Consider the following 24,256-nt stretch of genomic DNA (forward strand, 5'->3'; position numbering starts at 1 on the left):
GTGTAAAAATTACTCCTATTTTATCTTCTCAACTGCATCTTTTGCAGCACTTATTCGCTCGCTCTCGTCTAGCTCACGCACAAAGCCATCTTTTACCAAGATGATCCTAGTTGCTACATCAAAATAGCTATCATCGTGGCTAACAGCGATTATGCTTATGCCTTTATTTTGTAAAAATGGCAAAATTTCTTTATAAAATTTTCGCTTAAAGAGTGGATCTTGATCGGCTGCCCATTCATCTAGGATAAGGATAGAGCGGTGTTCTAAGATGGCTATTAAAAGACTTAGACGCTTTCGCTGGCCAGTTGAGAGTTGCGTGGTACTAAGCTTATTATCTATGACACTTACTTTTTTGTCGATCTCAAGCAAGGCTAAAAGCTCGTCTATTTCGCTTTGGCTAGCAAAGCCATTATGAGAGAGCGTTTGCGAAAATAGATAAAAATCAGCAAAAATAGCGCTAATCTTTGCCTGATAACTTTGTAAATTTCTTTCATCTATCTTTGTGCTATCAAGGTAAATTTCGCCACTACTTGGGCGTATTAGCCCGCAAAGTAAATTTATAAGCGTACTTTTACCACTACCATTTTTACCGATGATAAACGTTATCTCACCGCGTTTGATCTCTAAATTTACGTCTTTTAGGCTAAATTTGCCGTGAGTGTAGTTGAAATTTATATCTTTTAGTTTTATGTTTTGCCAATTATCGCTTAGGCTATCATCAAATTTAAAGCCTTCCTTAAATTTATTTAGATTTAAGCTCATGATCTTTTCTAAACTCACTTTTGCGCTAAGTGCAGCTGGTATGGAGCCAACCATACTCATAAATGAGCCTCTTAAAAATAGTATCGTTAGGCTAATGCTTAGTGCCGTTTGCAGGCTCGCCCAGTCAAATGCCACGCACAAAAATACACAAAGTCCTACTGAGCCAAGAAGCATAATGTTCGTGAAATTATCACTTAATGCGTGATAAATATCGGCCTTTACCATATTTTGACGTTTTTTATCGCCTGTAAAATTTAACTCATCAAAGCAGACACTTGCCCTTACTCTATTTAAACTAAGCTCTCTATGCCCCTCTACGATATCGTCATAGTGCTTTTGCAATGCGTCATCTTGAACTCTAGAATACTTAAAATAAAGATGAATTTTTTTCATAAAAAGCGTATTTATAAAAAGAGTCGCACCGATCCAAACGGATAAAAAGATAAAAATTTTTGGAGCGATTACACAAAGGTAGATGCTGGCACAGACGATAAAAACTAGGCTTTGTATAAAGCCAGTAGCACTCATAAAGGCAAATGTGATCGTTTTTATGTCATTATTTAGGCTAGCTATGATCTTTGCTTTGCCGATCTCGTTTATCACGCTATTTGGCGTGTCTAAAATTTGTTTTACGCTTTGATACCTTAGCTCGTAGATAAATTTATGCCCAAAATTTGTAAGCGATATATTTGCGGCGATGGCGCTTATAAAAAATAAAAGTAAAACTGCTATAAATTTAATCGCAAGAATTGGATCAAATTCCTTTAAGCTTACAAGCTCATTATTTATAAATGAAAGGGTCCAAACACCAAGTCCGCTAAATACGAGTGTTAATAACACTATTTTAGAAATTTGGTAGATATTTTTTTTAATTAAATTTGCAAGCATTACATCGCAGCTCGTGGCTGAATGATATTTGGCTCATACTTTTGTTCAGTGTTTTCGCTCATTATACGAAGCACCTTGCTTCGTTTTATCTTCGCGTCATCTTTAAATATCGCACGAACTTTGTCCATACCAGCGTAAAAATCACGCATAAGCACGATGCAGATATATTTGCCAAAAAATGTCGGTTTAATAATGCCATTTTCTTCGTATACCGCATTTACAAGCTTAAGCAAGCTAAGCTCCATAAATAAGGCCTTGTTAATGTTTGTGTTATTTTCATCGTTATATCTTTTAATATCAACTCCGCCATCAAAAAGCCTTGTTAAAAACGTGTATTTAAGTCGCTCTTTCTTGCTAAAACCACATTTTGCGATGACTGGGCTTTGTCTATTTTTTATCCTTTTGCCGTATTCAAGTAGATTAAACGCGTTTATTACAAGCTCACCGTTAAGAAAGCTAAATGCCCCGCTACCAACGCCTAGATACTCTAAATTTGAACCAACATATTCGTCACGAAGGTCAGCACTTTTTTCATTTGAAAATGCCCAAGCGTTGCTTTGTTTGTAGTTACTTTTGCTAAATTCTTCAGTGATTATCTCATAAAATTCACGCTCATTATCTACGTTTGAAACACCAAGCGAGCGAGCTATATTCTCTCTTGTTAGCTCTGATTTCATAAGCGGATAGAAGGTGATTTGTTGCGGAGAGATCGATTTTGCGGTATTTATGTCGTTTATGAGCTGCTCTTTCGTTTGATTTGGGAGGTTAAAGATGAGATCAAGGCTAATGACTGGAATTTTGCCAAGAGCGAGCTCAAGCTTTCTTTTTATCTCCTTGGCTGAGCCAAATTTTTCATATCTGCCAACTCTTTTTAACGTTTCATCATCAAAGCTTTGTACGCCAACGCTTAGTCGATCAATTAATCCATCAAATCTAGCTAAACTCTCGGGTGAGATGTGATTTGGATCGCTTTCTGCTGAAATTTCATCTATACTAAAAAGCTCTTTTGCAAGCTTAAGCGTTTTCTCAAGCTCAGGCTCATTTATAAGCGTCGTACCACCGCCAACATAAAGTGAATCAAAGTCAAATCCAGCCTCTTTAACCTGCCTCATCTCCTCACGTAAATTTTCAAAGTAAGCTTTTGCAAGCTCTTGCTCATAGTGGTACTTATGAAACGAGCAATATGGACAGAATGTGTGACAAAATGGTACATGCGCGTAGAGCATATACTTTTTGTCTTTTTTGGGAGTTTTGGTGTAGGTTGTGGTTAAAATGTCTATATTAAATTCATTATATAGTGATCTTTGAATAGAATTATGAGCGTAATTTACGGCAAAATTCTCGATAATATTTTTAAAGATCATAACTAATCGCCTTAAATAAGTTTGGTTTTAAATTGATGCGTTAGGATAGCTAACTTTTAATAAATTTAGCCTTGTGCTAAAGAAAATTTTAGCTTAGCCAGATAAATTTGGCCTATAAATTTTAATTTTTTAAATCTATAAATTTCACATATCGATCAAATTTTAGCCCCAAAGCTTAAGGAAGCTACTCCTTAGATCTTGAGATAATTTTGCTTGAATCTAGCTCAAATCTTATTTTCTCATTATTTTCACAACCTATTGCTTCTAAATAATAAAATTTACCAAGAGTCGATAATGCTTTGATGTTATAAAGTATTACAACATTACTTATATCGTTTGCGTCATAATAAGTTCTTATTAAATCTTTTTCTGTTTTTTTACAAATTCCTTTTGGCAAAGCCCCTAATGCACTTTTTTCAATAGATAAATATTTATATTCAACATTTGCTATGCCAAGCCTATTTGCGAATTCATTTGTTACAAACCAAGAAAGAATTGCAAATACTACAATTATGAAAGCAACTACAAACTGAAGTAAGTCATTATTGTTATAAAAATATTCCAAACCTTTAAAGTATACAAGTGTCATAAGATAAAGTCCAACTATTGAAGAAAAAAACCATCCATTGAAACTAAAATTTTCGGGAAAGATTATTATTAATATAGCAACTTTACATAAAGAGAAAGTTGTAAATTTATCTGTGCAAATAACAATAATCAAATAAATAAATGATCCTATCAAAGAAAACCAAAATAAAACGTCAAGTGATTTGTTTATAATAGTATTTAATGTTGCCATACAAACCAATGTAAAAAGAGGAAGCAAAGAAAGCCCAAAGAAAAATATCCATCCTATATCTTTCTTGTGATAGCCTGGATAACATAAACAAGGCAAAATAAAGAAAAGAGAAATAGTTGCTAGCATAAAAAATAATGATACACCAACATATGCTACATCTGCTCCACCTAAATCAGGAAAATATTTCAACTCAAATCCAAAATATGCAAAATAATAGATCATGCCAACCAAGCTAATGCCAGATAGTATCAATGGATGAAATTTTAAAAGAGCATTAAAATAGTCTTTTGTACCTCTTTCTTCAAAAGATTTTGTTAAATAATATTTAAAATGTTCGTTAGAAAGTAGTTTGTTTTTTATTTTAATGCTATCCTTATTCAGTAATTCATTTTTTTTATCATTAATATACTTATCAGTGATTTTTACTTGCTCTTTTAAATCCCTTATAGAATTAGAATTTGAAATTTTATTTTTTATTTCACATATCAATTGATCTATTTTTGTTCTTGTATATTTTTCTTTTTCTGCACCTTCTTTAATGTTCTTTTCTAAATCTGATAATAAGTCTGAAATATTGTACTTCAAGTACTCAAAATCTGGAAAATGACTCTTACAAAAATCTTTAAAGTTTTTAATTGCCTCTACCTTGTCTTTGTCGTCGTTGTTTTTTGGTAAATTTGATAATGATAAAAAATTTTGATCGTTAATGCTATTTTGTAAACTATTTTTTATATTGGATATATTTTCTTTTAATATTAGGTCTTGATATGATAAAGTTAGTTCTTCATGAATGTTTATATTATCAAATTTAATCCTATTTTTTATCTCGGATATTTTGGAATATATTTGATGTTTTATTTCTCTTAGTTTTTTATAAAAAACATCAGGATCATCTTTATCCGAACCACTATATAATCTCTTTTCCTTGTTTAAAAGAACTATTAACTGACCGTATTTATTATCATATTTATCCAAGTTTTCAAAAGTTTCTCTTAAAAAAAGTATGAATTCGTCTATCCTAGCAATATTATTTTCTTTCTGTTTTAAATTATCTTGATAATTCAAAGTTATCTCCTATAAAAATTTAACTAGCTAAGCACCTTTGCGATTTCGCTCCAGCCCAAATTCTCAGCAAATTCAGCTGCTGTTTTGCCACTTTTTGTCTGGGCATTTTTATCAGCACCGTTTTCTAGCAAAAGATTTACAAGATTTAAATTCCCAGCGATCGCCTCGTTGTGAAGCTGCGTATAACCAAACTCATCAGCGTCTGTGACCATATTTGGGTGCTCTTTTATATATTGCTTTACTTGCTCATATGTATTTTTGCTCATTGGATGCTCTATCAAATTTTCAGGGTGCTCTTTTTGCTCGTAAACTACCAAAATATCGTTAAAATCGCCAAAATCAAGCCCCCACTCTTTATCGTGCTCTTTTAGCTCTTTCTTTTGCATGCGTGAGCGCATAGCCTGCACGCTAAATCCGCCGTATGCGCGTCCATCTATCGAAAAGAGCCAGTCACTCATCTCGTCTATCTTTGCGCTTATTTGGTCGCCTAATTTTACGTTTTGCACGCTATCTGGCTCATTTACGAGCGTGCCATATATCGTTTCGCCGTCAAATTCCACATCGTCTACCCACATGTGTTCTCCGACTTCTTCGCCATTTACGACATCTAAAAAGCAAATTTTTACCATTGCATAGTCAAGCATAGGTACGATCCTGCGGCGCTCCCAGTAAACCTCACGCCAAAAATATCTAAAGCTCTCTCTGGCCTGCTCAAACGCACGCTGCATATAGTCTTCGTCGCTACTTACAAAATAGATTGGCATTTGCTTGCCAAGATCGATTTGTTTACCGAGAATTTTCTTAAAAAAGCTCATTTTTTGTCCTTATTTCTAAATTTAGATAGATCAAATTTAAATAAAACGATAAGGCAAAATTTCATCCACGAATACGCCAAATTTTAAATACAAAAACTATGCGAAATTTCTCAAATTTAGCCCAAAATCCTACAAAATTTTAAATCCAAAAGTTACGTGATGATTTCAAAATTTAGCCTACCAACTTCAAATTTAAACAAAAATGTCGTGAGATGGATTTAAATGTTGCGACGAAAAAATAAGCGTGCGCTAGGCATACAGCCTGCGGAGTGAAAATTTTTCTAGCTCATTTAAGGGCACTCACGAGAGGCCGTTACTTTAGGTTTTTAAAGCTTATCGGAAGTTCTAAATTTAACCCCCTAACGAGCTTTATACACTCCTGCAGATCATCTATGCTTTTACTTGTCACTCTGATCTCTTCGCCCCTGATCTGTGCGCTCACCTTGATCTTTGAGTCTTTGATCGCTTTGGTGATCTTTTTTGAGTTTTCACCATCAAGCGTGTCGTTTAGCTTTAGTGTCGCCTTTAAATTTCCACCGCTCGCTGGCTCTCTTTTTGTTTCTGTGATCGCTACTGGCGGGATGTTTCGCTTGATGAGCTTTGAGATCACAATGTCTTTTAGCGCATCGATCTTATTGTCGCTTGAGCTAAGAAGCGTGATAAATTTCTCTTTTTCGTTTAGCTCAACTTCAGCTGCAAGTCCTTTAAAATCATATCTCGCCGCGATCTCTTTTTTCGCCGTCTCAAGAGCGTTTTTAACCTCCATCATATCGACCTCGGCACTTATATCAAAGCTATGTTCGGTTGCCATTTTTATCCTTTCAAATTTATTTAAATAGCCCTTTGATCTTATCAAAAAGTGACTTTTTGCCAGTCTCTTCTTGCTTTATCGCCTCGCTAATCTGTTGCACAGCGGTCTGTGCGTAGATGATAGCCCCATTTGGATCGCAGTTAAAGAGGTTTGAATATGAGTTTGATTTGTTTAGATCAAGAGGATTTGGCTCCACTACCTCAGTGGCCTCGAGCAGGCCTGTTTCTAGCTCGCATGCGTAGTTTAGCGCATCTAAAAATGCAGGTAAATTTTGAGCGTAAAAGCCATCAATCGCATCTTTTATCTCACCACCTGCTTCATAGTCAGCCTTTAGTTTAGCTACGCTTTTAGCGTTTACATAAGCGCCACAACAGTAGTTTTCGGTGATCTCATTATAAATTTCGCCACTAAATTTATCCAAAAACTCACTTGGTAAAATTTTTCGCCAGTTGCTAATGTAGTTTTTAAATTTCTCATTTTGCCGGGCCAAAGAGCTTAGCGCTGTGCCCCTAGTGTAGAAATATTTTCTAAAAAATCCTTGCGTGACAGCGATACAAAAGCCGTGAGTTTTGTTAAAAATTTCATCGTCTTTATACTGCAACGCAGCACTTAGCGTATCTTTGTACTTTTGCGCGTAAAATTCCTCTACGCCAGCCTTACTAGCAAGTGCTAAAACCTCGTCAAATTTACCAGCTTTTGTAAGCTCAAGTGCCTTAAAGTACCACTTTGAAATTTCGTCTTCGCTAATGGCGTGATAGCTTATATCATAGCCCATTATCTACTCTCATTGATGAAATTTTCGATGTTTGCCGCGATCTTTGTGATGAGCGTCTTTCTAGCCTCCAAGCTGCCCCATGCTACGTGCGGCGTGATGAGTAGATTTTCTTTGTTTTTTACATTTAAAAATGGGCTATTTTCGCTCATCGGTTCGCTTTCTAAAACATCCGTACCAAAGCGTAAATTTCTCTCATCTATCGCTCTTGCCATCGCTACTTCGTCTACTATGCCGCCGCGTCCTAAATTTAGCACTATCGCATCATCTTTTAGCAAATTTATCTCGTTTGCGCCCAGTAAATTTCTAGTTTTTTCATTTAGCGGTGCATGGATGCTGATGATGTCGCTGTTTCTTAGTAGCTCATCTAAGCTTTTTTGCTTAAATTCGCTATTTTTATTTGCTCCGCTTGTCGAGTAATAGCTCACATTTGCGCCAAATGCACGCGCCACTACCGCCACGCCACGACCTATCTCGCCAAGTCCGATGATGCCAAATTCTTTGCCAGCGATCTCGCTGATATCTGCGCCAAGATAGGTAAAAATTTCACTCTTCACCCACTCACCGCTTTTAACGTATTCGTCATAAAATTTGATGTGATTTGTTAGCTCAAAAAGCATCGCAAACGTGTGTTGCACGACGCTTGCGGTTGAGTAGCCAGCGACGTTTTTAACAGCTATATTTTTAACTTTTGCATGCTCTAGATCGACATTATTCATGCCAGTTGCGCTTATACAAATGAGCTTTAAATTTGTCGCCTCCATCACGGCTTTGTCGATGATGACCTTGTTTGTGATGACCACATCAACGCCCTTTAGACGAGGCACGATCTCTTCGCTTTTTGTTTTTTGATAGCTGATAAACTCGCCAAATTTCTTAAAAACACTAAGATCTACGTTCTCTCCCAGCGTGGCCGCGTCTAAACAAACGATTTTCATCTTTAGTCCTTAATGAAATGTCCTACAAATTTAGAGTAGTTATCTAAAATTTTGCCGCCCTTTCTATATCCAAGCGCACACGCCTCATAAGCGTAAAACACGCCTGCTTGGTAGCTCTCGCCCTTCTCATCTTGGTTAAACTCGTAAAATTCTTGATAGATGGCTTTGTTTGAGTCGTATTCGCCATCACTGCTTGCTATTTGTGCGCCGTTTTCATCGTATATAGAGACGTTTGCACCTTCTCTACCAAATACCGGCTTTTTCACATATTTTTTGCCTTTTAGTGGCTCGTTTGAGGTCTCAAGCAAGAGCGGGTGATTTGGATAAAGATCCCAAAGGATTTTTAATATCCCTTTACTTTGGAAAAGTAGCGTGTAGGCGGGATTAATTATGATGGCTTTTTGATTTTTGATGATATTTGATAGTATGAGTGCCAGCTCGCCCTCATCGATCGCTATGCTCTCCCAAGGCACGAGTTTAAACCAGTACTCGAAATTTTCATCACCTTTAAAAATCCCTTCATCATCGTTAAAAACGACCTCATCAACGTAAGCAAAGTCTGTTTTAAATCCAGCCTCTTTTGCGATGTATTGTAGTAATTTCACGGTTTGCTCATCCTCGATACTACCAGCGATAGAGCTAAAGAGTATCCCCCAGCCTTCGTAAACATCCTCAAAATTTACATTATCGTCGCCAAGCGTGATAAGGCGTTTAAAATTTTGCTTTAGAGCTTCGTAAAGGTTATTAAATTGTTCTGCTTCATCCATATGATTTAGTTTTAGCATCGCCCACTGGATGATCGCCGTCTCAAAGACTGCCGTTGGCGTGTCGGCGTTAAATTCAATCAGTTTTATCGGCTTGCCATCAAGCCCACCTGCAAGATCAAATCTACCATAAAGATGCCAGTGAACGTCATTTTCCCAGCTTTTTTTGATGCTATCAACGAGATTAAACGGTATGCCTATCTCGTGAAAAAGGTTGTTGTCAATGACGTGCTGAGCAGCATTTACATACATATCGTATAGCTCATTTGCTGCTTCATAATAAGCATCTGCCTCGCTTGCTTTCACCTGTACGATCTCATCTGAGATATATGAGCTGTTATCGTTATCTGTATGCCACGCAAAGCCGATTTTTTCCATAAATTCGTTATTTAACGGAGTGATTTTTCTTAAATTTATCATTTTTAGCCTCCAAAGCTTGATGAGCTAGAGCTTGATTTTGAGCCACCACCAAAAAATCCACTCTTGCCACCACTACTTCTTGCAGCAGAATTTGCTGCTTTTTGCTTATTAAAGCTATCAACGCTTCTTGTGTATGCGCTTGGATTTTTGTAAGAATTTTGACGAGTAGCTTGGAAATTTTGATTTCCAAAAAGCTTGCTACCTATCCAGCTACCAAGTATCGCACCGGCTGCTGAGGCAAGTATCGTCTCACCAAGACTTAGCCCACCGCTACTTAGTTGTGCGTCACTCGTTTTTGTTAAATTTGAAGTGCCATTGTCGATATTTGCGTTTGCTTGAGCTAGGAGTTTATCGATCTCGTCTTTGCTTAGCACACGCTCAGTGCCGTTGATATCTTTTAACACGACTCTAGTTTCAGTACTTGGATACTCTTCTAAAATTTTATAAACGCCAGGTGCACTCTCTTCAATGATGACAAAGGCACCGTTTTTTTGCGCAACTTCATTTAGTGCGTTTTCATCACCGCCATTATTACTGCCACAACCAGCAAGGCCAGCCATAACGATCGCACCAAATCCGCCTACTGCAGCATAAGTAGCTATCTTTTTAATGTGTTTCATATCTCTCCTATCAACTCTTTTAAATTTTTATGTCTTCTAACAAGTATCACGCCTCGTTTAAATTTTATAAATTTTGAGTGGTGTATCGCTTTTATTATCTTTTCACTGGCCTTTTTCGTTGCCTTTGGCTTTAGATTTAGCTCCTTTAAAAATTCACTTAAATTTATCCATTTTGACTCATTTTCTATCTCGGCCTCTATCGCTTCATTATTTGGTATATCGTCGTTTTTTTGTGCTAAAAGTGGCCTTTGCATAGCATTTAGAAACTGCATGAGCTTTTCATCCCTGTCCTTATAAATTTGCAAAATCTCATTTTTTCGCTCGATTAGCATCTGCTCTTTTTCTTTAAAAAGCCTATCTTTATCAGCTTGCAAGTTTAAATTTAAGCTCTTTAACTCGCTTAACTCATTTAGCAAATAATTTACAAACTCATCATTTTGGGATTTGGTTTTTGTACTTTTTGGAGTGGATTTTGTGGCCTTTTCGCTACTTGGTTTCTCGTCAAGGATGACAAATTTTGTGCCATTTTCAATGACTGTATTTATCGAACCACGGCGGATTCTATTATAGACTGCTTCTTTTGTTATGCCTAAAATTTCTGCAGCTTCGTTTATAGCTAGCTTTTGCATCGAATTTCCGTTTAAAATAAAATAAAAAATTTGCTTTGATTATAAAAAAATAAGGCTAAAAGAAGAGTTAAACAAAGAGAGCAAAGCCCTCTTTGTCTTGGTTTTAGAGTCTTGACTCATAGCGTCTAAGCATATAAAGACGTTTAAGCATTTTCTTACGAGCTGCAATTTTTTGTTTTTTGCGGATCTCAGTTTTAGGCTCAAAGAAGCGTCTAGCTCTTGCTTCAGTTACTACTAAGTTACGGTCAGTTTGTTTCTTAAACTTTCTGTAACCCTCGTCAAATGACTCGTTAGGATGTACCTTAATACCAGGCAACGTCCTCACCACCTTTCAGATTAAAATAAGCCGTGAGTATAGTTTAATTTTCATAAATTTAAGCTTTTAACTATTTTTTTTTAAAACTCTTTTAATGCCATAAGCTTTATAATCATAAAATTTCAAAAAAGGCTTATTATGTCAAAGGATTTTCATCTTAGCTACGCCAAGAGGCGTTACATTTTTTTCGCCTGTATTACGCTATTTGTCTTTGTTTTACCATTTATCAGAGTAAATGATGCGCAGCTATTTTTGCTAAGTTTTGATAAAAGTAGAGTTGATCTCTTTTTTACAAAATTTGATATGCAAGAGCTTTACTTATTGCCATTTTTGTTTATCATTTTGTTCTTAAGCATATTTTTTCTAACGACACTTGCAGGGCGTGTTTGGTGTGGTTGGAGCTGTCCGCAAACTATTTTTAGAACGATATTTCGTGACCTTTTGCAAACTAAAATTTTAAAGATTAGAAAAAATATCCAAAATAAACAAAATGAGCCAAAAGGACAAATTTTAAAGCGTGCTTTAGCAGTTGGAATTTGGTGTATTTTAGCTCTTGTTATTTCGGCAAATTTTTTATGGTATTTTGTACCACCGCTTGATTTTTTTGCTTATTTAAAAGAGCCAAGTGAGCACGGAGTTTTGCTTGCATTTTGGCTTGTTATAGCTATTTGGTTAGTTTATGATGTCATCATTTTAAAAGAAAATTTTTGCATTTATGTCTGTCCTTACGCTAGGGTGCAATCAGTGATGTTTGATAACGACACTATCCAAGTTATTTACAATCAAAAAAGAGGCGGCGTAATCTATAACGGAAAAGAGAAATTTAAAAAGCCAAAAGAAGAAGGCGCGCTGTGTACTGGCTGCGAGGCGTGCGTAAGAGTATGCCCAACGCACATTGATATAAGAAAAGGTATGCAGCTTGAATGTATAAATTGTCTAGAGTGCAGCGATGCTTGCGCTAAAGTGATGAAGCATTTTGATGAAAGCTCGCTTATTGAGTGGAGAAGTATAAATTCTATAAAAGAGCAAAAAAGAGTCAAAATTTTACGCTTTAGAACGGTTGCTTACCTTGTCATTTTGGGCATTGTTTTGACAGCTGGGGTATTGATGAGTGGCAAAAAAGAAAGCATGCTTTTAAACATAAATAGAACAAGCGAGCTTTATAAAATTTTAGGTGAAAATGAAGTCGAAAATTCTTACGTATTTTTGGTGCAAAACACACAAAATAAAGAGCACGCCTTTTACTTTGAAGTAGATGATAAGAATATAGAAATTTCTCGTCCAAATAAGCCATTTATATTAAAAGCTGGCGCAAAGCAACGAGTAATCGTCACATTAAAATCAAAAAATGAAAATTTAAGCGATAAAGATCTTTTAAAACATATAAATATAAAAGCCTACGCCACTGACGAGCCAGCTATCAGCGTGCAAAGGCAAAGTACTTTTATCTATCCTAAAAGATGATAAAATGGCAAAAATTTAACAGGAAATAAGATGGCGATCTCAGAAAAGGGTAAAAAAAGATACGAACTTATCGTAAAAACAGCACTTGAACTATTTTTAGAAAAAGGATACGAAAAGACAAGCTTAAGTGATATCGTAGCGATAAGTGGTGGATCGCTTTCTAGCATTTATACATTTTTTGAGAACAAAGAGGGGCTTTTTGAGGCGATCGTTGAGCAAGAGATAGATAGCCTTATAAAAGAGATCGATGAGAAAATAGATCTTAAAATTTCTCACAGCTTGGAGGAATTTTTAACCAAATTTGCAACCATAATATTTTCTATTACTTGTAGCAAAAGACACATCTCTCTTGGTAGGATAATGATGAGCGAGGGTTCTAAAAATGGTGGCAAACTCGGTAAGACGTTTTTGGATCAAATTTTAAAAAAGATCGATCTTGTGCTTATAAATTTCTTTGAAAGAGATGAGGTAAAAGCCAAACTTGATTCAAAATTTTCAGCCAAATTTGCTGCAAAGTACTTTATACAAAGTGTGATTGGGGCTTATTACTACGATTCGCTTTTTTGATAAATGAAGAACCAAAGCTTAGTGAAAGAGAGCGTAAAAAGCATATTGGCTTGTGTGTTGAGTTGTTTTTGGATGGAATTAGTAAAAAATAAAATTGACTTTTTATTTGTTTTCTAATAGAATCGAGAACTTTAAATTTTTGTAACAATTATTACAAAAACTAAATATGATATTAAAATTTAAAATTAAGAGAGGTTTTTATGGCACTTTTTAAAAGTGCTCTTGTGCTTTCGGTTGCAGTTTTATTTCTAAGTGGTTGTTTTGAAAATAAAGAGAATAAAGCGGCAGCAGGTCACCAGATGCCGCTATCTCATGTGGATATTTTTACTGCACAAAAAACAGACATACCTATTAGTTTTGATTACACCGCAACGGCTACAAGTAGTCAAGATGTTATTATATATCCAAAAGTTGGCGGAACTATCATAAAGCAGTTTTTTAGGCCAGGAAGTAAAGTAAAAGCGGGCGATAAGTTATTTTTGATAGATCCAGAAAAATATCAAGCTAGCTTTGACTCACTTGATGCCTCTGTTGGCGTAGCAAATGCAAATTTGAAAAATGCCGAGACCGAGTTTAAAAGAATTTCTGCCCTTTATAAGAAAAATGCAGTCTCTCAAAAAGACTATGACGCAGCAGTTGCAGCCTATGACATTGCAAATGCGAATTTAGTAAGTGCAAAAGCAAATTTAAAAAATGCAAAAATCGATCTAGGATACACGACTATTACAGCGCCATTTGATGGCGTAGTGGGCGATAATCAAGTAGATGTTGGCTCGCTTGTCATAGCAAACCAAACAAAACTTGTAAGACTTACAAAAATAAATCCTATTGAAGCAGAATTTTATATCGCTGATGTGGATAATCTAAGCAGAAAAGCAAATTTAGATAGTGGCGCTTGGCAGCAACTAAATAGCGAGGCTGTTTTAAATTTAAACAATGAAGATTTTACTGGCAAGGTGACATTTATAGATAATGTCGTAAATACCGCAACTGGTAGCGTTTTAGCAAAGGCTAGCTTTGATAACAACGAGGGTAAAATTTTACCAGGTGCGTTTGGCCATATAAAGATGAGCGGCTTTGTTCAAAAAAATGCCTTTAACATCCCACAAGTTGCCCTTCAACAAAGCGCTACAAACACTTATGTTTTGGTTGTAAAAGATGGCAAGGTAAGCCAAAAAAATGTAAAAATAGGATATCAAACAAAAAATATGGTAGCAGTCACTGAAGGCCTTGAAGAGGGTGATAAGATAATCGTTAATAATTTCCTTAAAATTGGAGTTGGTGCACCAGTTGAAACTGATAAAGACCTAAGTGCGGAATTTATAAATGGCAAAGATGCAAACGCTACAAGTAGCAAGTAAAGGCAGATAGATGTTTTCAAGATTTTTCATAAACCGCCCGATATTTGCGACTGTTATATCTATCATCATAGTTATAGCAGGTTTTATGGGTATCAAGGGGCTTCCTATAGAGGAGTATCCAAGTCTTACTCCGCCTACTGTCTCTGTAAGTGCGACATATAGCGGTGCTGATGCGCAGACTATCGCCGACTCAGTAGCAAGTGCGATCGAAGATCAGATAAATGGTGTAGAAAATATGCTCTATATGCAAAGCACATCAAGCTCAGCAGGTACTATGAATATAAGCGTATATTTTAAGATCGGCTCATCGTCAAAACAAGCTACGATCGATGTAAATAACCGCGTGCAAGCCGCCCTCTCAAGATTGCCCCAAGAAGTGCAAAATATGGGCGTAACAGTGCGTGAAAGAAGTGGTTCGATCCTTCAAGTTGTTGGCTTTACAAATCCAAATATGGATTTGATTGAACTATATAACTATGTAAATTTAAATATTGCTGATGAGATAAAAAGGGTTAGTGGTATAGGTGATACAGTATTGATAGGCACTAAAGAGTATTCTATGAGAATTTGGCTAAAGCCAGATAGACTAGCTCATTTTAAACTAACTCCAAGTGACGTCATTTCTCAAGTAAAAATTCAAAACTCACAATACGCTGCTGGCAAGATAGGCGAACAGCCATCAGATGGTGGCAACCCTTATGTTTATTCTGTTCGTACCGATGGACGTCTTAAAAATGCAACTCAGTTTGGCGATATAATAATTAAAAGTTCTGATGGATCAGTATTGAAGCTAAAAGATGTAGCTACCATAGAGCTTGGAGCAGCTAGCTATGCTAACGACGCGATGTTAAACGGCAAACCGGTTATTCCTCTTTTGCTATTTTTACAAAACGATGCGAATGCTCTTGCTACCGCAAATGCTGTAAAAGAAAAGCTTAACGAGTTAAAGAAAACTTATCCTGTTGGCCTAGAGCACACCATAGCTTACAATCCAACAGAATTTATAGATGTTTCAATTGATGAGGTTATAAAAACTTTTATTGAAGCGATGGTACTCGTCTTAATCGTAATGTACTTTTTCTTAAAAAGTTTTCGTGCAACTATCATCCCAATGCTTGCTGTGCCAGTTTCTATCATAGGTACATTTGGCGGACTTTATGTGATGGGCTTTAGTATAAATTTGATCACGCTTTTTGCCCTGATCCTTGCCATCGGTATCGTCGTAGATGACGCTATTATCGTCATAGAAAATGTCGAGAGAATTTTACATGAAGATAAAGATATAAGCGTAAAAGACGCCACATTTAAGGCGATGGAAGAGGTGCAAACTCCAGTCATCTCTATCGTGCTCGTACTTTGTGCGGTTTTCGTACCAGTTTCATTTATGGAGGGCTTTGTTGGCGTTATACAAAAGCAATTTGCGCTAACACTTGTTGTTTCTGTTTGTATCTCAGGCTTTGTTGCTCTTACTCTTACGCCAGCGCTTTGTGCGGTTATGCTTAAGAAACAAGAGAGTAAGCCATTTTGGATAGTTCAGAAATTTAACGACTTCTTTGACTTTAGCACCAGACTCTTTACGGCTGGAGTGGCTAAAATTTTAAGGCATATTATTATTAGCTTTATTGTAATTGGTATTTTAGGATTTGCCACTTATAAGCTATTTGATGCTGTGCCAAAAGGACTTGTGCCTTCAGAAGACAAGGGTGCCTTAATGGTTATCACCTCACTTCCGCCTTCAACAAATATGCTAAAGACAAAAGAAGAAGTAGTCTCGATTAGCAACGCCATTTTAAGCAATCCAAATGTTGAGTTCACTATGGCTTTTGCAGGTTATGACATACTAGCTAGCTCGCTTAGGGAAAATTCAGCCGTTAGCTTTATAAAGCTAAAAGATTGGAGTGAGAGAAAAGGTGCTAACAATGGAGCTGATACATTGGCTGGCCAGTTTAATGGTATGCTTTGGAGCTCTAAAAACTCAATGACATTTGTTGTAAATTTACCACCTATTATGGGTCTTTCAATGACTGGTGGCTTTGAGATGTATCTGCAAAATAAAAGCGGCAAGAGCTACAATGAGATAGAAGCAGACGCTAGAAAAGTATCAGCAATAGCCAATGCAAGGCCTGAACTAACAAATGTCAGAACCACGCTTGAGACAAATTATCGTCAGTTTAAGATAACAGTTGATAAAGAAAAAGCTAAATTATTTGGTGTAAGTGAGAGCGAAATTTTTAGCACGGTAGCAGCTACTTTTGGCTCTTACTATATAAATGACTTCAATCTTGCTGGTAAATCTTACCGAGTATATGCAAGAGCTGAGGAAAGTTTTAGAAATAATCCTGAGGATCTAAGAAAAATTTTCGTCCGCTCATATGATGGCGGCATGGTGCCACTAAATTCAGTAGCAACACTTACAAGAACGATCGGACCTGACATTGTTGATAGATTTAACCTCTTTCCATCAGCTAAGATCATGGGCGATCCAAAAACTGGCTATACATCAGGTGATGCGATAAGGGCGATCCAAGAGGTCGTAAATGACACGCTAAGCAGCGAGGACTACGCTATAAGCTGGGCAGGAACTGCGTATCAAGAGGTAAATTCTCAAGGAACAGGCACGGTCGCCTTTATCTTTGGTATGATCTTTGTCTTTTTGATCCTTGCAGCTCAGTACGAAAGATGGCTCATTCCACTTGCGGTCATCACAGCTGTACCATTTGCGGTATTTGGCTCATTGCTAGCAGTCTGGATAAGAGGGCTAACAAACGATATCTACTTTGAGATCGGACTCTTGTTGCTTATTGGTCTGGCGGCTAAAAATGCCATTTTGATCGTAGAATTTGCAATGCAAGAGCGTGATAGCGGTAAGAGCATATTTGACTCAGCGATAAATGCAGCTAGACTTCGCTTTAGACCAATTGTAATGACATCAATCGCATTTACTCTTGGCGTCTTCCCGATGGTTATAAGCACAGGCGCAGGCGCTGCATCTCGCCACTCATTAGGAACTGGCGTGGTTGGTGGTATGATCGCTTCTACGACGATAGCTATATTTTTTGTGCCAATGTTTTATTATTTGCTTGAAAATTTAAATGAGAAATACTGGAAAAAGGGAGCAAAAAAAGATGAAAAATAAGGCGTTTATACTTATAACGGCGGCGTTTTTAGCTGGTTGCTCATTTCGTCCAGATATGCCAAACGTGGATACAAATTTCACATCTACTTACACTTATGAGACAAGCGATATAAGGGATCTTTGGTGGAGAGAATTTAACGATGAAAATTTAAATGCTCTAGTTGAAAGTGCGCTTGAGAAAAATACAAATTTACGTGTTGCTTATTTAAATTTAGAGAAAGCAAAAGCAAGCCTTGGCATAGCTGAGGCGGATTTGCTTCCTAGTATAAATTTAAATATAGGCTACGAAAAAGCAAAAAGTAGCGGGGAAACATATACTAAACAACCACAAACTCGTTATAGAAAATCAGATATAAATTTAGGATTAAACTATGAGATTGATCTTTGGGGTAGAGTAAGAAATAATGTAGCAGCAGCCGAAGAAAGTCTAAATGCAACCAAATTTGACTACGATAGCGCGAGACTAAGTATCAGCTCAAGTGTTGCAAAAAGCTACTTTGCGTTAGTTTCATTAAATATGCAAGAAGCTGTGCTAAGAGAGACTCTAAAAACTTATGAAGATACACTAGCGCTTCGCAAAACACAGCTTGATCTTGGAAGTATAAATGAGATGACTTATTTGCAAAGTAAGGCAGCAGTAGAAAGCGCTAAGACCAATCTTACTTCTATATTAAATGCAAAGTCAAAGGCTATTACCTCACTAACTATCTTGACTGGTAAAAGTAATAATGAAATTTTAAATGGAGCTGTTACTAGCTCACAAAATTTACCAACTTCTCCCGAGATAAGTGCTGGCATTAGCTCTGAAATTTTGCTAAGAAGAAGCGATGTAGCAAGGGCACTGGCTGATTTAAAAGCTACAAATGCTCTTGTTGGTGTTGCAAGGGCTGAGTATTTTCCAAGCATTTCACTGACTGGACTTTTTGGCTTTTCAAGTATTGATTTTGAAAATATCTTTGTTGGAAATGCCAATACATGGAGCATAGGGGGCTCTTTAGCACAGAAAATTTTTGATTTTGGTAGGACAAAAAATAATGTAGCAGTGGCTAAAACAAATGAACAAATTGCCGCTGTTAATTATGAAGCAGCGGTAAAATCGGCTCTTGGCGAAGTAAGAGATGCGCTTGTTTCAAGGCAAAATGCAAAAATTTCTTTGGAACAAGTGAAAAATTTGCTAAAATCCCAACAAAGAATTTACTCGCTTGCTAAAGAGCAATATGATGCTGGCTATATTGGACATTTAGAGCTTCTTGATGCACAGAGAAATTTGCTTCAGGCAAAATTACAAGACGTCTCAGCAAAGCTTGATGAGGTCGATAGTGCAGTCGAAGTTTATAGAGCTTTTGGTGGCGGTTTTAAGTTAGAAAAATAATTAAAAAGGAGAGAAATTGGGAACTAAGATATTAAATTTCTTGTTTTCTTGGGGTTTTTTCGTTTTTGCTATCGCTCTTGGCGTAGCATTATGGTTTGCGATAAATTACGTGGATACATTTAGGCTTGAGTCAAGCTTTTATGATATCGGTGAGATATTTATGATGGCGGCTGTTTTTTGTATTGCTTTTTATGTGATCGCAGCAATATTTGTTATTCCTATTAGAGCGATCAAAAAATCTTAATCTTTCATCTAAGGACAAAATCCTTAGATGAACTCCTTGACTTCATTATGTAAAATTCTTAGATTTTTGATTATTTATTTTAAAAATTTATTTATGAAATTTACCGCATTTATATTACTACTTCTAACAAGTATATTCTTAATAGCTTGCTCAGCTAATCAAGCAAACAAAAAGATAAGTAACTCTGAGCTAGAAAACTTAGCTAAACAATATGGTGGAGTATATATATTTAATCAAAAATTTGTTGATGAGATAGAGAGAAGAGAAAAAGAAAGAAGCGATTATATGGATGATTTCTTTAGAAATAACAAAAGAAATTTTAAAAGAGCTGATCTAGAAATCATGGATCAAAAACTCCCTCAAACCCTCTCAAATGGTAAAAGATATTATGAAAATTCAACAGACTATGAAAACCAAACCAAAAAAAAGATAAAAATTCCAACACAATACAAAGAAAAGGTTATAAATTTTATAGGTATAGATAATTACAACAAATATAAACCAGGATTTGATCTAGGTTATTTTTGTATAGATAAAGAAGGCAATATCGAAGTAATAGATATGACAGTTGATTACTATATTGTAAAAACAGATTATGGACTATTTGGTGATGAAGGAATGGGAATAAGCTTTAGTAAAAAAAGTATAGTTCCAGTAAGCGGTGGAAACAAATTCATTCTAATAAACAACAAATTTATAAAAGCAAACAAGGACAAGTAAGTGCAAACTAAAAAATCAAATAAAGAGCTAATAAATTGCTTTAAAGACTATATTGATATAGCTGATGCAAGTTATGCAATGCTTCATAATGTATTTGAGAATGAAAGAAATGGACTTGATGAGCTTTATAATAAATGAACTAAGCTATAAAAATACTTGAAATAAATTTTAATAAACCCCAAACAGCACATAATAAATTAATAATATTATAAATACAATAACAATAAAATATCCAAACTAAAATTTCAAACATAAAAGGATAATCAATGAAATTTCTAGCTATAACACTCTTACTTCTAACAAGTATATTCTTAATAGCTTGCTCAGCTAATCAAGCAAACAAAAAGATAAGTAACTCTGAACTAGAAAACTTAGCTAAACAATATGGTGGAGTATATATATTTGATGAGAAATTTGAGAAAGAGATAGAGAGACAAGAACAAATAAGAGATAGTAAAAGAAAAGAAATTTTAGAGAGAATAAAGACAATACCTAATAAAAATGAAAGAAATCAAAAAATGAGAGAAATTTTAAAAACAGAGTTTTACGATAATCCAAAAATGGATCAAACCCTCTCAAATGGTAAAAAATACTACACTCGCTGGATATATTATGAAAACCAAACTAGTAAAAAAGCTAAAATCTCTGAAGTCTATATAAATAAAATAATTGAGTTTATAGGTTTAGAAAATTTTAACAAAGAAAAACCATATTTAGATTTAGGAAAATTATATGTAGATGATAATGGAGAAATAGTTCCTATAAGCATAGATGTTTATTATGAAACATATAGTACCAAATATGGACTATTTGGTGATGAAGGAATGGGAATAAGCTTTAGTAAAAAAAGTATAGTTCCAGTAAGCGGTGGAAACAAATTCATTCTAATAAACAACAAATTTATAAAAGCAAACAAGGACAAGTAAGTGCAAACTAAAAAATCAAATAAAGAGCTAATAAATTGCTTTAAAGACTATATTGATATAGCTGATGCAAGTTATGCAATGCTTCATAATGTATTTGAGAATGAAAGAAATGGACTTGATGAGCTTTATGATAAATTTGGTAAAGATAATGTCCCTGAAAACATTGTAAATTCTTATAGAGAAAATGAAAAGAAAAAGCCTGTTTGGAGATATGCAGATGATATTACCTTGGGTGATAAAATTGATATAAGCAATGAAACAGACACATCACAAACAAACAATAGAAAATTTGGTGACCTTACCGCTTATGCTCTTTGTATAGAAGCAAGATTTATGGCAGATAAAATAGTAAAGAAACCAGTTGGGGCAAATGGAGAAACAAAAGATACTGAACTCAAAAATGATGTAAAAAATTTTATAGCTTTGGTACCGGATCAGCCACCCTATATCTTTTATAAGCCTGAATCCCTCTCTCCTCGCACAAAACTATTTGTTAATCGCTATGAGCTAGTAAAGCACATACCTAATCAAAAATCAGGTTTTAGCTCAACTATATTTTATGACACTCTTAAGTCAAACTATATAATAGGCTTTAGAGGAACAGAGATGAAAATAAACGATCTCTTAGATGATGCCTTTATGGCCATCACATCAAGAGCGCTTATGCAAATATCTGCTTTAAAATCACTTCAATCCTCTATGCATGAAGCTATAAATTCTCATAGTCAAAACTTAAGTGGCTTAGATAACACCGCTAAAGACATCATTTTATCAGGTCACTCATTAGGAGGTCATCTAGCTCAAATATATGCAGTAACCTTTAAAGATAGCGGAGTAAAAGAACTTTATACTTATAACGCTCCAGGAATTTATGGTGGCATATTAGCTTCAGCTTTTACTTGGAGCTTAAGGCTTCTTAGCTTTGTAGCCAAAGCCATAGCAAAAGGTGCAAGATGGATAGCAAGAGTCATAGACAAAGATGGCTTTATAGGAAAGATGGTAGGCTCAGTCTTTAATAAGATAAAAGGTATGTTTGGCTTTAAAGATGATAAGAGCAGCGTAGATGAATATGTAGATGTAGTTAAAAATAATGAACAAGCTCAAAAGACTCTTGCAGATAAAAAGGTGAGCTCTAATATAAATAAAGCTAGCAAAGAAAAAGATATAGACATAGAGATACATCACGTAGAGAGCGTTAAACAAAGTATAAATAGAGATGAAGATAGCTTTTCAAAAGATGTAGCTGTTTTGATAGAGCCTACCTTTTCAGTAATATCTGATCTAGGCTATAAGCTAGGCATAGATACAACTGGCGAAGTAAAGTATGAAAATACTGAGAATAGACACTTGGTGAATATATTGGTTAGATCTCATTTTTTAAAAGAGAGCGTTTTGGTTTTATATATGTTGTGCTATCTCTTGGAAAACAAAGAAAATGAAGCAAAAATAGAAGGCAAAGATATAGCTGAAGCACTTGATTATCTAAATGAATATATCCAGTCGCTTAAATTTAAACTAAAATGCATAAGATCGAAGTTAAATTTGGATGTAAATATAGATGATATATGTGATGCTTCTATGCTAGATACGCCTTTATATATCTTTTATGCTTATTTAAATCTCTTTTATGAATATGGCAAATTTAGTGATGAAAATTTTAAGCAAGATATGGTCGGGTATATAATAGAAAATTTAGGTAGCAACATAGATAAAAATAGCAACAAAGAGGCACATCTAGTAAAGATACTAGATATAGATGATCTAGATAAACTAGATGCGACAAAGATAGTAAGCGATGCTAGAGCTGGCGATATAGATATGCTAGTGGCTATTTGTGCTTTAAATTTATTTGTATTTGAAAAAAAGATAGAGGTAAATGAGCTTGGTAAATACTTCTCTTATAGCAAAAATATCTATAAAAATATAACGATACTACGAGATAATAGAGTGGATATAGCAGAGGCTAGCATCTTCGTAAAAGATAGAATAGATATGCTAAAGAGCATAATAAATCTAAAATATGCGGATCTAGCAAAGCTAAAAGAAAATGAAAATTTCTTGGCTAGTATAGACTCTAAGGATATAAGCTCTAGCGATGAAGCCATAGTAATAGCTAACAATAAATCTGCTCAAAATAACGATGATGTAGCTTACAACAATAAAGTAGCAACCGATGATATAAAAGCTCTTATGAATGAGAGTGTGGGAAGTATCTTTTATAAAAATAACGATACTCTTAGTGTAAGTGCAGTAGATAAAAGTATCGTTGATGTCGAGGTATTAAAGGAGATATTTAAGCTAGATAGCAAAAATATGAATCAAAGAATATATCTAAACTCTGCCCTTTTGTCTAAAGCCAATGAAGAGGAGGATTACCCACTTTATTTTAAAGACGAAAAATATAATAGTGATGAGAATATACCTCTAAATTTTACTCATCAGCCAAGAGATGAGGATAAAGATATAGGAAGGCTAAATGTTGCTTATAGAAATTCTCAAGCAAATATATTAAATTATTCACTATTAAATAAGAGTCTAAATATCAATCTAAAACCAATGAGCAAAAAGACTAAAGAGGCTCTTTCAAATTTAGATCAAAGGCAAAATTTACAAAAAGATAATCAATTTAAAGAAATTTTATCCACTGCGACTTCATGCCCTGTCATAGAGGATGACACTATCATTTGCCCACATGGTGGTCACGTGATCTTAAAAAGTAGGGCAGGCAGGAGCATAAGATCAGACGATCAAGGCGTGATACTCGATGTTGATTTTATAAACTCGCCAATAGTAGGCTGTTCAGCTAGGATTCCATGCGTCATAGTAGCTTATGTGCCAAGATCGGCACTTAGTTTAAAAAGCATGAATGATCACTACGCTGTAATGCAAGATCTAGTGCCAAACTGCCTAAGTAACACGGGCTCTTCGCTAAGGTGCATAAAAAAAGAGAATAAACTTAAACTAGAGCATAGTTTAAGTAATCCTAGTATGCAAGATAGTAGCGAAATAATAAAAGATATAAATTTAAATAATGCCTACATAAGGCTTCATATAAAATCAGCCCTTAATCAAACAGATAATCTTGCTGTTTGTATATATAAGCTAAATGATGTGGAATATAAAAACCAAGAGGGATTTAAAGAGATGGAGCTAAATTTAGACGAAGGCTCTGATATAAAAGATAAGAAGCTAAAAGAGTATCTAAAGGCTCGATTTAGAGATGATAAATTTAGTATCTCATCATTTAACTTTAAATACTCGCTTATGGATAAAAATTTTATTTTTATTACCCCTAAATATACTGAGCCTATCTATAAAGATATGACGCTTCCTAAGAGTGGAATAGGATTTTTTCAATTTGTAGATGATATTAGCGACGATAACAATCTTATCTATATTACGCCAAGTAGGGCGAAAACAGTATGTATAAAATTTGCTTATGGGTTAGATAGTGAATATAGCGATGATATAAATATAATTAAAACAGTAGTGGTGGCATAACG

Annotated in this window: 21 protein-coding genes; 10 read left to right on the top strand and 11 right to left on the bottom strand. The window is 35.2% G+C overall.

The genetic code is table 11. From position 1 onward, the window contains the following. Positions 1-15: 15 nt before the first annotated feature. The 11 genes from CVT18_RS03820 to rpsU form a co-directional block, all read right to left on the bottom strand. Positions 16-1,650 (bottom strand): multidrug ABC transporter permease/ATP-binding protein, encoded by a 1,635-nt coding sequence (locus CVT18_RS03820; RefSeq protein ID WP_103628349.1) that lies wholly within the window; start codon positions 1,648-1,650, stop codon positions 16-18. After that, positions 1,650-3,014 carry a coproporphyrinogen III oxidase family protein gene (locus CVT18_RS03825; protein ID WP_103628348.1) on the bottom strand — a complete coding sequence of 455 codons (1,365 nt, stop codon included), beginning with the start codon at positions 3,012-3,014 and terminating at the stop codon, positions 1,650-1,652. Before CVT18_RS03825 ends, CVT18_RS03820 begins: the two co-directional genes overlap by 1 nt. Before the next feature lie 184 nt (positions 3,015-3,198). Further along, positions 3,199-4,878 carry a hypothetical protein gene (locus tag CVT18_RS03830; protein ID WP_103628347.1) on the bottom strand — a complete coding sequence of 560 codons (1,680 nt, stop codon included), beginning with the start codon at positions 4,876-4,878 and terminating at the stop codon, positions 3,199-3,201. A gap of 23 nt (positions 4,879-4,901) precedes the next feature. Further along, a complete protein-coding gene (locus tag CVT18_RS03835) occupies positions 4,902-5,693 on the bottom strand; it encodes a YegJ family protein (protein WP_103628346.1) in 792 nt (263 codons plus the stop codon). A 313-nt stretch (positions 5,694-6,006) separates the two neighbouring features. Next, positions 6,007-6,504: a YajQ family cyclic di-GMP-binding protein gene (locus tag CVT18_RS03840; RefSeq protein WP_021089472.1), complete on the bottom strand. Its 498-nt coding sequence runs from the start codon at positions 6,502-6,504 to the stop codon at positions 6,007-6,009. 16 nt (positions 6,505-6,520) lie between these two features. Beyond that, complete coding sequence (locus CVT18_RS03845; RefSeq protein WP_103628345.1) at positions 6,521-7,279, bottom strand: hypothetical protein; 759 nt, start codon at positions 7,277-7,279, stop codon at positions 6,521-6,523. Continuing rightward, positions 7,279-8,214, bottom strand: a complete 936-nt coding sequence (locus CVT18_RS03850) for a D-2-hydroxyacid dehydrogenase (protein ID WP_107824254.1) — start codon at positions 8,212-8,214, stop codon at positions 7,279-7,281. Before CVT18_RS03850 ends, CVT18_RS03845 begins: the two co-directional genes overlap by 1 nt. A 2-nt stretch (positions 8,215-8,216) precedes the next feature. Further along, complete coding sequence (locus CVT18_RS03855; protein WP_103628343.1) at positions 8,217-9,398, bottom strand: glutathionylspermidine synthase family protein; 1,182 nt, start codon at positions 9,396-9,398, stop codon at positions 8,217-8,219. A 2-nt stretch (positions 9,399-9,400) separates the two neighbouring features. Further along, entirely contained in the window at positions 9,401-10,018 is a 618-nt protein-coding gene (locus CVT18_RS03860) for a UPF0323 family lipoprotein (protein ID WP_087578236.1), read from the bottom strand. Continuing rightward, positions 10,015-10,647, bottom strand: a complete 633-nt coding sequence (locus tag CVT18_RS03865; protein WP_103628341.1) for a DNA-binding protein — start codon at positions 10,645-10,647, stop codon at positions 10,015-10,017. The genes CVT18_RS03860 and CVT18_RS03865 overlap by 4 nt, the downstream gene beginning before the upstream one ends. Before the next feature lie 103 nt (positions 10,648-10,750). Then, positions 10,751-10,963 carry a 30S ribosomal protein S21 gene (gene rpsU, locus CVT18_RS03870; protein ID WP_009294994.1) on the bottom strand — a complete coding sequence of 71 codons (213 nt, stop codon included), beginning with the start codon at positions 10,961-10,963 and terminating at the stop codon, positions 10,751-10,753. A 138-nt stretch (positions 10,964-11,101) separates the two neighbouring features. Between rpsU and ccoG the strand changes: the two genes are divergently transcribed. The 10 genes from ccoG to CVT18_RS03920 all read left to right on the top strand — a co-directional run bounded on the left by ccoG (position 11,102) and on the right by CVT18_RS03920 (position 24,254). Then, entirely contained in the window at positions 11,102-12,427 is a 1,326-nt protein-coding gene (ccoG, locus tag CVT18_RS03875) for a cytochrome c oxidase accessory protein CcoG (protein ID WP_107824255.1), read from the top strand. Between the two features lie 30 nt (positions 12,428-12,457). After that, positions 12,458-12,994, top strand: a complete 537-nt coding sequence (locus tag CVT18_RS10735) for a TetR/AcrR family transcriptional regulator (protein WP_413784327.1) — start codon at positions 12,458-12,460, stop codon at positions 12,992-12,994. Positions 12,995-13,194: 200 nt separating this feature from the next. Further along, positions 13,195-14,355, top strand: a complete 1,161-nt coding sequence (locus CVT18_RS03885) for an efflux RND transporter periplasmic adaptor subunit (protein WP_107824256.1) — start codon at positions 13,195-13,197, stop codon at positions 14,353-14,355. A 10-nt stretch (positions 14,356-14,365) separates the two neighbouring features. Then, positions 14,366-17,491, top strand: a complete 3,126-nt coding sequence (locus CVT18_RS03890; RefSeq protein ID WP_107824257.1) for an efflux RND transporter permease subunit — start codon at positions 14,366-14,368, stop codon at positions 17,489-17,491. Continuing rightward, positions 17,481-18,863, top strand: a complete 1,383-nt coding sequence (locus tag CVT18_RS03895; protein WP_103628336.1) for an efflux transporter outer membrane subunit — start codon at positions 17,481-17,483, stop codon at positions 18,861-18,863. The genes CVT18_RS03890 and CVT18_RS03895 overlap by 11 nt, the downstream gene beginning before the upstream one ends. A 16-nt stretch (positions 18,864-18,879) precedes the next feature. Beyond that, positions 18,880-19,107 (top strand): hypothetical protein, encoded by a 228-nt coding sequence (locus CVT18_RS03900; protein WP_021090435.1) that lies wholly within the window; start codon positions 18,880-18,882, stop codon positions 19,105-19,107. 27 nt (positions 19,108-19,134) lie between these two features. Beyond that, entirely contained in the window at positions 19,135-19,827 is a 693-nt protein-coding gene (locus CVT18_RS03905; protein WP_234410266.1) for a tRNA 2-selenouridine synthase, read from the top strand. Then, positions 19,828-19,965: a diadenosine tetraphosphate hydrolase gene (locus CVT18_RS03910; RefSeq protein WP_107824258.1), complete on the top strand. Its 138-nt coding sequence runs from the start codon at positions 19,828-19,830 to the stop codon at positions 19,963-19,965. 128 nt (positions 19,966-20,093) lie between these two features. Further along, complete coding sequence (locus CVT18_RS03915; protein WP_107824259.1) at positions 20,094-20,753, top strand: tRNA 2-selenouridine synthase; 660 nt, start codon at positions 20,094-20,096, stop codon at positions 20,751-20,753. Continuing rightward, complete coding sequence (locus CVT18_RS03920) at positions 20,754-24,254, top strand: Mbeg1-like protein (protein ID WP_107824260.1); 3,501 nt, start codon at positions 20,754-20,756, stop codon at positions 24,252-24,254. The last annotated feature ends 2 nt before the right edge of the window (positions 24,255-24,256 follow it).

Source organism: Campylobacter concisus, assembly GCF_003048405.1.
Taxonomy (GTDB): Bacteria; Campylobacterota; Campylobacteria; order Campylobacterales; family Campylobacteraceae; genus Campylobacter_A; species Campylobacter_A concisus_Q.